Here is a 10,271-nt window from a genome sequence, read left to right as displayed (position 1 = left end):
CCCCCCCCCCCGCTCCCACATTTGGTATGTATTTCAAGGTTGGAACCGAGTTGTACCGTCCGCTCAAATGCTGGTGCAGCACCCCGAATCCCAAGCCCGAACAGCGATCAAAACTGTGGGAGCGGGCTTGCCCGCGAAGGCGGTGGGGCAGTCAACCATGATGTAGCTGATCCACCGCCATCGCAGGCAAGCCAGCTCCCACACTGATTGGTGTCTGGACTGAATGCTGTACCTGGCTCAACTCCCACAGTTTTGGAGGGACTGGCCTGATTCCTGTGTCTGGCGCAGTTCCACTGTGGGAGCGGGCTTGCCGCGAAAGCGGTGTGTCAGTCGCTGGAGAAGTTGGCTGGTCTACCGCATTCGCGAGCAAGCCCGCTCCCACATTTGGGGTGTATTTCAAGGTTGGAACCGAGTTGTACCGTCCGCTCAAATGCCGGTGCAGCACTCCGAATCCCAAGCCCAACAGCATTCAAAACTGTGGGAGCGGGCTTGCCCGCGAAAGCGGTGGGTCAGTCAACCATGATTTAGCTGATCCACCGCCTTCGCAGGCAAGCCAGCTCCCACACTGATTTGTGGCTGGACTGAATGCTGTGCCTGGCCCAACTCCCACAGTTTTGGAGGGGCTGGCCTGATTCCTGTGTCTGGCGCAGTTCCACTGTGGGAGCGGGCTTGCTCGCGAAAGCGGTGGGTCAGTCAACCATGATGTAGCTGATCCACCGCCATCGCAGGCAAGCCAGCTCCCACACTGATTTGTGTCTGGACTGTATGCTGTGCCTGGCTCAACTCCCACATTTGGTTCTCCAGTGTGTCTGGATTTTGTGATCAGAACGCAAACCGCCCATCAAACACCGGCTTGTCATCCAGCGCCAATACCCCGCTGGCGAAAATCAGGTCCAGGTGATGACTGCCTTTCTGCCCGCCGCCAAGGCCCAGGTGCAGCCCGCAATGGCGCTCTTCAAACCCGGCGTTGCGCGCGTACAGGTCCTTCACGCCTTCATTGGTGCCGATCCCCAACTCCTCCACCCGCCGGTTGGACGGGTTGGCGTTCAGGTATTTGTTGAAGTCATCTGCCAGCCCCGGCACGTCGCTGGCCACGCTGCAGATGGTCGAGTTCTCGATCCACAACTCCAGCGGCGACTGCAGCACGCCGTACTTGCGCGCAAATGGGATGGTGCTCAGGAAGGTGCCGACAAAGCGCACCTGGCCACTGATCGCCTCGCTGTGGGTGGCGATCTCACCGGGTGCCAGGTCGTGGTTGCCGATGCCGTTGATATTGGTCCACTTCTTGATGCTGCTCAGCGGCGCCTGCAGGCGTGAGCCGTGCTTGTCGGTGAAACTCAGCACGTTGGCCTGGGACATGCGCCGGATCAGCGTGGCGTTGAGGTCGGCGATGCGCTTCGGCTCGACGCTGAAGGTGTCGTAGAAGTAGTCGCCGTAATCCTTGAACAGCAGGGACTTCTGCCAGTGTTCGGCCATCACGCCGTGCAGGGCGCGGATAAAGTCCGGGCCTTCGGCGCGTGGGTTGGGCAGCGTGGAGGCATCGTAGAGGAACAGGTACAGGTCGCAGGCCTCAATGGCCTGGGCCAGGGTGTCACTGGCGGCCAGGTCGAGGCGCTGCACCTGGAAATTGAAACGGGCGGCGCTGCTGTGGGTGATCGCCTGGGCAATGGCGTCGTAGCGCTCGGTATGGCCCAGCAGCACGGTAGGCTGGCTCAGCCCGCTGAGGGCCGGGTGGTGGGCGAGGTAGTAGAGGAAGTGTTCGACGGCGCGGGCCTTGTCCATGACGGGTGTCCTTCTGTGCCTTGGGTAAGGGAGCAGGTGCCGTGCACAGCACCTGCCGGTTGCCTGCCGGGTGTCAGAATGGCCACATCGCCGTGCCGAAGGGCACGACGGCGTCGGCTTGCATCATCTCTACGGCGGCCTCGTGGGTCGGCGCTTCAAACCAATCGTCGAGTTGCAGTTCGGTTTCCAGGTCGTTTTCCAGTGCTTGCATGGTGTATCTCCTAGAGGACGTTGTTTGAGGACGGCTTGCCAACGAGCTTCGCTGGGCAAGTGGGATGAACCTAGGAGAGAGTGTTTCAGAACGCAAAATATTTATTGACACCGTTGCATTTGGATTTTTTCTTCTGTTTTTCCGGCCTGGTTTTTTCTTGAGCAAATACAAGCAGCTGGCGAGGCTGATGATGGAGAATTTTCCTACCGACAATTTTTCTTCACGGAACAGCTGTAACGCGAATTTTCCATGCTGTAACGATTAATTTACGACAATGTCGCGGCATTATTGGGCCCTTTCCCGCTGTAAGGGTTACCTGACAGATCGTCGCACGCCGGCTGGAGGGGCGGCCCCAAGCTGTCGAGCGGTGTACAATGCGCCGCGTTTTACTGTGACCCCCCTTGCGTAACCACGCAAAAGGCCAAGACCTCGGGGTTTACCTACCCTGATCACTCCGCCTGGCCACGAGCCGGACGGGTTCGATTTCGTCACAGATAAAAACAAACAGGTGACGCATGACCGTTAGAAAGACGCTGTACTCCTGGTGCCTGCGCTGGGGTTTGAGCGGCGCTGCTTGAGTCGGTAATTCAAGGCAGCAACCTGCAATCAACATCATCAAACCTTGCGTGAGACCCTTTTCATGAGTGGACCCCATTCCTCTTCAGGCGAGCTGAAACGCGGCCTGAAAAATCGGCATATCCAGTTGATCGCCCTCGGTGGCGCCATCGGCACCGGCCTGTTCCTCGGCTCGGCCGGGGTGCTCAAGTCCGCCGGCCCGTCGATGATCCTCGGCTACGCCATTTGCGGCTTCATTGCCTTCATGATCATGCGCCAGCTCGGCGAAATGATCGTCGAAGAGCCGGTCGCCGGCTCCTTCAGCCACTTTGCCCACAAGTACTGGGGCGGTTTCGCTGGCTTCCTGTCGGGCTGGAACTGCTGGATCCTGTACATCCTGGTGGGCATGTCGGAGCTGACCGCCGTCGGCAAATACGTGCACTACTGGTGGCCGGAGATCCCGACCTGGGTCTCGGCAGCGGCGTTCTTCGTGCTGATCAACCTGATCAACCTGGCCAACGTCAAAGTCTTCGGTGAAGCCGAGTTCTGGTTCGCCATCATCAAGGTCGTGGCCATCGTCGGCATGATCGCCCTGGGCAGCTACCTGCTGGTGAGCGGCAGCGGCGGACCACAAGCCTCGGTGAGCAACCTGTGGGACCACGGCGGGTTCTTCCCTCATGGTGTCAGCGGGTTGGTGATGGCCATGGCAATCATCATGTTCTCCTTCGGCGGCCTGGAAATGCTCGGCTTCACCGCCGCCGAAGCCGACCAGCCACGCACCGTGATCCCCAAGGCAATCAACCAGGTGATCTACCGCATCCTGATCTTCTACATCGGCGCGCTGGTCGTGCTGTTGTCGCTGACGCCATGGGACAGCCTGCTGGCGACCCTCAACGCCTCTGGCGATGCCTACAGCGGCAGCCCGTTCGTCCAGGTGTTCTCGATGCTGGGCAGCAACACCGCCGCGCACATCCTCAACTTCGTGGTGCTGACCGCCGCGCTGTCGGTGTACAACAGCGGCACCTACTGCAACAGCCGCATGCTGCTGGGCATGGCCGAGCAGGGCGATGCGCCGAAGGCATTGGCCAAGATCGACAAGCGCGGCGTGCCGGTGCGTTCGATCCTCGCGTCGGCGGCGATCACCCTGGTGGCGGTGCTAATGAACTACCTGATCCCGCAGCATGCGCTGGAACTGCTGATGTCGCTGGTGGTGGCCACGCTGGTGATCAACTGGGCGATGATCAGCTTCTCGCACTTCAAGTTCCGCCAGCACATGAACCGCACCGGCCAGGTGCCGTTGTTCAAGGCGCTGTGGTACCCCTACGGCAACTACATTTGCCTGGCATTCGTGGCGTTTATCCTGGTGATCATGCTGATGATTCCAGGGATCCAGGTGTCGGTGTACGCGATCCCGGTGTGGGTAGCGTTCATGGCGGTGTGCTACTGGATCAAGAACAAGCGCAGTGCCGAAGCGGCGCTGGGTACGGCGAGTGCGGCGTTGAAGTAAGCCGCCCCGCCCAAACGGAAAACCCGGCTGCGTGCCGGGTTTTTTGTGGGCGCCGACGGGGTAGACTCGCGCGTCGTGTTTAAACGTTCCAGGAGAGCAGACCCCATGCAACTCACTGATATCGACGGCGGCGCCTTGCAGCGTGACGCGCTGGAAGACCTGATCGACCAGCACGGCGGGCCTCTGCGCCTGATTGGCGTCGACCTGAGTGGCGCTGACCTCTCACGCATGGCGCTGGATCACTGGGTATTCGAGCGCTGCATCCTGGTCCAGACGTCTTTCCTCGGTGCGCGCCTGGAAGGCACACAGTGGAAAAGCTGCCGGGCCGGCCACGCGATTTTCGAGGCGGCGAACCTGTTGGAGGCGCAGTTCCACAGCTGTGACCTGAACAACACCCGTTGGCAGCGCAGCAAGCTGTCCCAGGCGAATTTTGAACACTGCAAATTGACCGGCGCCAACTTCACCCATTGCGCCTCCCTGGGGCTGAGCTTCAGTGAAACCCGCCTGAACAGCGCGTTTCTGTCCGGGTTATCGTTTGCGCGCACCGTGTTGAATAACCTGGACTTCTCCGAAAGCGATTTGTCGGAGGCTGATTTTCGCAAGGCCGAACTGATCGACTGCAGCCTCGCCCATGCCCGCATCCACGGCGCCAATTTTGCCGGTGCCGACTTGCGCGGTGCGGATTTGAGTGGGTTTCGCCTCAATGATGCCAAACTGTTCAAAGGCGCCGTGATTTCCAAAGCCCAGGCGTCGATGCTGTTATCCGAATTGGGCTTGTCCGTTGCCTAAGGTTTTTGAGTGATGCTGGTAATTTCCAACAACGTGCACCTGCCCGATGCCGAAATCGAGCTGACCGCCATCCGCGCCCAGGGCGCCGGTGGGCAGAACGTCAACAAGGTGTCGAGCGCGGTGCATTTGCGCTTTGATATTCCGGCCTCGTCGCTGCCGGAGTTCTACAAGGAGCGGCTGCTGGCGCTGCGCGACAGCCGTATCACCAGCGAAGGCGTGTTGATTCTCAAGGCCCAGCAATACCGGACCCAGGAGCAGAATCGCGCGGATGCGCTGGAGCGTTTGGTGGAGCTGATCCTCAGTGCCACCAAAGTCGAGAAGAAGCGCCGCCCGACCAAGCCGACCCTGGGCTCGAAAAAGCGTCGACTCGAATCCAAGACCAAGCGCGGCAGTATCAAGGCCGGGCGTGGCAAGGTCGACTTCTAGGCGTCGCGCGCTTCGCGGGCCTTCGGCGCCTGGCGGTACAGGTACACGCTGAGCAGCAAGCCACCGAGGGCGGCGAGGGCGGCGAACAGGAAGATCGATGCGAAGCCGAAACCTGCCGCCACCGCCCCGGCCAGCGGCCCGGTGATGCCCAGCGACAGGTCGATGAACAGCGAGTAAGCACCCACTGCCGACCCGCGGCTGGACGCCGGCACCAGATTGACCGCCTCGACTCCCAGCGCCGGAAACACCAGGGAAAAACCGAAGCCGCTCAACGCCGCGCCGGCCAGGGCCAAGTTGGCATCCGGTGCCAGCCACAGCAACAGCAACCCGAGGATTTCCACCGACAGGCACGCAATCGCCACGCGAAAGCCGCCAATCCGGTTGATCAAGTTGCCGAACAGCAGGCGCGCACCGATAAAACTGGCGCCGAACAGGCTCAGGGCCCACACCGCGTTATCCCAATGCTGGGTGGTGTAATACAAAGTGATAAAGGTGGCGATGGTGCCAAAGCCGATCGAGCCCAGGGCCAGCGCGCAGCCGTGCGGCAGGACCCGGCCCAGCACATTCATGAACGGCAGGCGCACGCCGGCCACGATCGGCGCCGCTTCCTTGTTCCAGGCCAGCAGCAGGCCGATCACCGCTAGCAGGATGATACTGACGCCCATGCTCCACAGCCCCAGGTGGCTGACCAGCAGCACCCCCAGTGGTGCGCCAACCGCCAGCGCGCCGTAGCTGGCGATGCCGTTCCAGGAAATCACCTTGGCCGTGTTCGCCGCCCCCACGCGGCCGATGCCCCAGCCGATGGCGCCCGAGCCGACCAGGCTTTCCGCGCTGCCCAGCACCAGGCGGCCGATCAGCAGGCTGCCCAGGCTCACGGCCGGCAGGCTGGAGAACCACGCCGCGAGCAGCATGAACACGCCGCTCAGGCCGCAGCCCACCAGGCCGATCAGCACGGCGCGCTTGCTGCCCAGGTTGTCGATGATTTTGCCTGCGTACGGACGGCTCAGCAGCGTGGCCAGGTATTGCACACTGATCACCAGGCCGGCGATGACCGCGCCATAGCCCAGCTCACTGTGGACATAGCCAGGCAATACGGCCAGCGGGATGCCGATATTCAGGTAGCCGATAAAAGTGAACAACACGATGGAAACGACTTGCAGCGTGACCGCCATGGGGCGCTGGGTATCTGGCATGGGAGAGGTCCACTGTCGCAGCAGGTAAAGATAGGCGGCTAATGATACCGGGCTTGGGCCGGCACGGGGCGCTAAAACGCAAAAACGTCAGGTCGGCACTGCGTCAGGCTTGGGAAGGGGCCAGCAATTGCGTGGTAACCAGGGCAGCCAACGCGTTTTCCTGGGTGCCAAAGCGCTTGAGCAGCTTGGCTTGCTTGTCCGCGCTGAGGCGGTTCCACACTTCGACCATCTGCAAGGCAGCGTCGAGTACGGCGGCGTCCGGGGTGTCGGGGAGGGTATCGGTCATGGCAGGTATCTCGGGTGATTCAGGCAGTGTGGAAAGCGCTCAAAGGTGCGCTTTCCACACGGTCTGGTACGGCGTCAGTCCTGGCTTTCGCTGTCGACTGGTGGTGCTTCTTTGGCCTCAGGCTGCTGGTCGCTGGCCTGCTGCGGTGTTGGCTGCTCAGTAGGGTGCAGGCTTGGGAAGGGGAGATTAGGTATCTCGTGCATCGTCGTCGCTCCTCGCAAAGTCTGTTTTTTCAATCGCAGGTGATTCCGCGCTCTCAAAAAGCCTTGGCAGGATACAGCACTGAAAATGACAAAAAGAATTTAATCTCGACCAATGAACGAACTTTCATTGTTTTACGCAAGTGACACGGGGTCACACCTCAGAAGGGCACCTTCCCGAGAATAATGTCGCGGTACATCACAAAATCCCCCAGCAAGCTGTAGAACGGGTGCTGGAAGGTCGCCGGGCGGTTCTTTTCAAAGAAGAAGTGGCCGACCCAGGCGAAGCTGTAGCCGGCAATCGGCACGGCCAGCAGCAAGCCCAACGAGCCTCTGCCGATGGCATACGCGAGGATGCCGATCACCAGGGTGGTGCCGATAAAGTGCAGGCGCCGGCAGGTGCTGTCGGCGTGCTCAGTCAGGTAATACGGGTAAAACTCGGCAAAGCTGTTGAATCGCTTGACGTTTTCCACGGTCACCGGCCCTTTGATTGTTGTGCCGCCCAACAGATGTTCGGCGGGGAGCTTATTTGAGTCTAGAGTGATCAGTGGTAACAGCCAGTGACAATAGATGCCACTTTAGTATCCTTGGCTTCCTGGCTGCCGTTTGAGCCTGCTTTATTAAGAAGACGCCATGAGCGAACGAACAACTTCTGCAAGCTGGGCGATGGGGATAGTCAAGGCGTTGGAAATGGACGGCCTGGATTGCCGTGCCTTGTTCAAGCAACTCGGCCTGGACTACGCCGCGCTCAGCGACCCCGATGCACGCTTCCCACAAGATTCCATGACCCGGCTGTGGCAGCGGGCGGTGGAGGTCTCGGGCAACCCGGCGATTGGCCTGAACATGGGCAAGGTCGTGCGTCCGGCATCGTTTCATGTGGCCGGGTATGCGTTGATGTCCAGCAACACCCTCGCCGAAGGGTTTATGCGCCTGGTGCGCTACCAGCGGATCATCGCCGAAAGCGCCGACCTGAGTTTCCGCCTGCTCCCCGAAGGTTACGCGCTGATCCTCACCGTGCATGGCGATCACCTGCCGCCCACCCGGCAAAGCGCCGAAGCCTCGCTGGCGAGTGCCCTGGCGCTGTGTGGCTGGCTGACCGGGCGCACCCTGCAACCGCGCAAGGTGCTGCTGCAAGGCGATCAACCGGTGGACCTGGCGCCCTACAAGCAAGCGTTCCATGCCCCGCTGGAATTCAATGCGCCGTATGACGCGCTGATCTTCGAACGCGCCGACATGGACGCGCCGCTGCCCACGGCCAACGAGGCCATGGCGCTGCTGCACGATCGGTTTGCCGGTGAATACCTGGCGCGTTTCTCGGAAAGCCGCGTGACGCACAAGGCGCGTCAGGTGCTGTGCCGCCTGTTGCCACAGGGCGAGCCCAAGCGTGAAGTGGTGGCCCAGACCCTGCACCTGTCCCAGCGCACGTTGCAGCGGCGCTTGCAGGAAGAGGGCACCAGTTTCCAGACCCTGCTCGATGACACCCGCCGCGAATTGGCCGAGCAGTACCTCGCACAGCCGAGCATGACCCTGCTGGAAATCGCCTATCTGTTGGGGTTTGCCGACCCGAGCAACTTCTTTCGCGCGTTTCGCCGCTGGTTCGATGCCACGCCCGGCGAATACCGGGCGCGGTTGCAGGATGCGTCGACGGTCAGTGACGCCAAAATGCCGGAATGCACAGAACAAAGACTGTAATGATCTCCAGTCGGCCCAGCAGCATGCCCAGCGACAGGATCCACTTGGCCGCATCCGGCAGGCTGGCGAAATTGCCGGCCGGGCCGATGGTCTCGCCCAGCCCCGGGCCGACGCCGGACACGGTGCTGGCCGCGCCGGTCAGTGCCGTCATCCAGTCCAGGCCCAGCAGCGACAAGGCCAGGGCGATGGCGCAGATGGTGATGGCGAAGAAAAACGAGAACGTCAGGATCGAACGCACGATCTCTTCGTCGAGGCGGTGGCCGTTGTACTTCTGCTTGATCACCGCCCGTGGGTGAATCAGCTGGTTCAAGTTGGCCTTGAGCAGGATGTAGGCGACCTGGAAGCGGAAGATCTTGATCCCGCCCGCCGTGGAGCCGGAGCAGCCGCCGACAAATCCCAGGTAGAAGAACAGCATCAGCGAGAAGTTGCCCCAAATGCTGTAGTCCCCCAGTGCAAAGCCGGTGGTGGTGACCACCGAGGTGACGTTCACCGCCACATGGCGCAGCGCGTCGAGCCAATGCAAATCGGTGGTCCACCAGTACCAGGTGCCGAGCACCAGCCAGGTCACCACCAGCAAACCGAGCAGGCCTTGCACCTGCTGGTCCTTGATCAACGCGCGGCGGTTGCCGCGCAGGGTCGCCACGTACAGGGTGAACGGCAGGCTGCCGAGGATCATCACCACCACCGCGACCCAGTGCACCGCGGGCTGTTTCCAGTGGGCCAGGGATTCGTCGGAGGTGGAGAATCCACCGGTGGAAATCGCCGACATTGCATGGTTGATCGCGTCGAACAGGCCCATGCCGGCCCACCAGAACGCGAGGCTGCCAAGGATGGTGATGCCCACGTACGCCGCCACGATCAGCCGCGCCACCATGTGCGAGCGGGGCATGACTTTTTCCGAGCGGTCCGAAGATTCGGTCTGGAACAGGCGCATACCGCCGATACGCAGCAGCGGCAGGATCGCCACCGCCATGCCGATAAAACCGATGCCGCCGAGCCAGTGCAGCAGCGAGCGCCACATCAGGATGCCCGGTGACATGGTGTCCAGCCCGCTCAGCACGGTGGAACCGGTGGCGGTGATGCCGGACATGCTTTCGAAGAACGAGTCGGTGTAGCTGATGTGCTGGGTCAGCAGAAACGGCAGCGCGGCGAACACGCACACCACCACCCAACTGCTGACCGTGAGCAAGTACATGTCGCGCGGGCGCAGGTGCACATGTTCGGGGCGGCCGGGAATCACCAGGGCCAAACCGGCAATAAAGGTGATCAGGCTGGCCCAGAGGAACGAGGGCAGGTCGCTGGTGCGTTCGAAGATCACCAGGGTGGCCATTGGCACGACCATGGCGATCGCGAGGGTGATCAGGAAGATGCCGATGATGAAACCGATGATGCGTAGGGTCGGCAACGCCATGAAGTTCGCTCGGGGGTTGAGGGTGGCGCCATTCTACCTGCGGTGCAGTGCATGTAAACCGGGGTACGCGCCGCAACGCGGTTCAACGGTGGGCGCTGGCTTGCCTGCGATAGCGTTGTATCAGTTGATAAGGTAGGACTGATCCACCGCTATCGCAGGCAAGCCAGCTCCCACACGGGTAAAAAAAAGGCGACCCGAAGGTCGCCTTTTTCAGCACCG

Annotated in this window: 10 protein-coding genes; 4 read left to right on the top strand and 6 right to left on the bottom strand. The window is 61.3% G+C overall.

Going from position 1 to position 10,271, the window contains the following annotated elements:
* Positions 1-822: 822 nt before the first annotated feature.
* Complete coding sequence (locus NTD80_RS08745; protein WP_262133190.1) at positions 823-1,782, bottom strand: leucyl aminopeptidase; 960 nt, start codon at positions 1,780-1,782, stop codon at positions 823-825.
* A gap of 73 nt (positions 1,783-1,855) precedes the next feature.
* Positions 1,856-1,993 (bottom strand): hypothetical protein, encoded by a 138-nt coding sequence (locus tag NTD80_RS08740; protein WP_003175756.1) that lies wholly within the window; start codon positions 1,991-1,993, stop codon positions 1,856-1,858.
* A 640-nt stretch (positions 1,994-2,633) separates the two neighbouring features.
* Between NTD80_RS08740 and NTD80_RS08735 the strand changes: the two genes are divergently transcribed.
* The 3 genes from NTD80_RS08735 to arfB all read left to right on the top strand — a co-directional run bounded on the left by NTD80_RS08735 (position 2,634) and on the right by arfB (position 5,270).
* Entirely contained in the window at positions 2,634-4,055 is a 1,422-nt protein-coding gene (locus tag NTD80_RS08735; protein WP_065908943.1) for an amino acid permease, read from the top strand.
* 105 nt (positions 4,056-4,160) lie between these two features.
* Positions 4,161-4,844: a pentapeptide repeat-containing protein gene (locus tag NTD80_RS08730; protein ID WP_262133188.1), complete on the top strand. Its 684-nt coding sequence runs from the start codon at positions 4,161-4,163 to the stop codon at positions 4,842-4,844.
* Positions 4,845-4,856: 12 nt separating this feature from the next.
* Positions 4,857-5,270, top strand: a complete 414-nt coding sequence (gene arfB / locus NTD80_RS08725; RefSeq protein ID WP_065908949.1) for an alternative ribosome rescue aminoacyl-tRNA hydrolase ArfB — start codon at positions 4,857-4,859, stop codon at positions 5,268-5,270.
* Here the strand turns inward: arfB and NTD80_RS08720 are convergent.
* From NTD80_RS08720 to NTD80_RS08710, 3 genes are all read right to left on the bottom strand, one after another.
* Positions 5,267-6,463 (bottom strand): MFS transporter, encoded by a 1,197-nt coding sequence (locus NTD80_RS08720; RefSeq protein ID WP_065908952.1) that lies wholly within the window; start codon positions 6,461-6,463, stop codon positions 5,267-5,269. The genes arfB and NTD80_RS08720 overlap by 4 nt on opposite strands.
* 103 nt (positions 6,464-6,566) lie before the next feature.
* Positions 6,567-6,749, bottom strand: coding sequence for a hypothetical protein (locus NTD80_RS08715; protein ID WP_065908954.1), 183 nt, complete (start codon positions 6,747-6,749; stop codon positions 6,567-6,569).
* A gap of 361 nt (positions 6,750-7,110) precedes the next feature.
* Positions 7,111-7,422, bottom strand: a complete 312-nt coding sequence (locus tag NTD80_RS08710) for a DUF962 domain-containing protein (protein WP_262133184.1) — start codon at positions 7,420-7,422, stop codon at positions 7,111-7,113.
* A gap of 160 nt (positions 7,423-7,582) precedes the next feature.
* Here NTD80_RS08710 and NTD80_RS08705 point away from each other — a divergent pair, with 160 nt between their 5' ends.
* Positions 7,583-8,641 carry an AraC family transcriptional regulator gene (locus NTD80_RS08705; RefSeq protein WP_106802768.1) on the top strand — a complete coding sequence of 353 codons (1,059 nt, stop codon included), beginning with the start codon at positions 7,583-7,585 and terminating at the stop codon, positions 8,639-8,641.
* On the opposite strand, the gene NTD80_RS08700 is transcribed toward NTD80_RS08705, so the two are convergent.
* A complete protein-coding gene (locus tag NTD80_RS08700) occupies positions 8,598-10,052 on the bottom strand; it encodes a TrkH family potassium uptake protein (RefSeq protein ID WP_065908958.1) in 1,455 nt (484 codons plus the stop codon). The two genes, NTD80_RS08705 and NTD80_RS08700, sit on opposite strands and share 44 nt — an antisense overlap.
* Between the last annotated feature and the right edge of the window lie 219 nt (positions 10,053-10,271).

Source organism: Pseudomonas sp. 13B_2.1_Bac1 (assembly GCF_025466155.1).
GTDB classification, from domain to species: Bacteria; Pseudomonadota; Gammaproteobacteria; order Pseudomonadales; family Pseudomonadaceae; genus Aquipseudomonas; species Aquipseudomonas aylmerensis.
The sequence above is the reverse complement of the archived record's forward strand: the minus strand, read 5'-3'. Positions and strand labels throughout refer to the sequence as shown.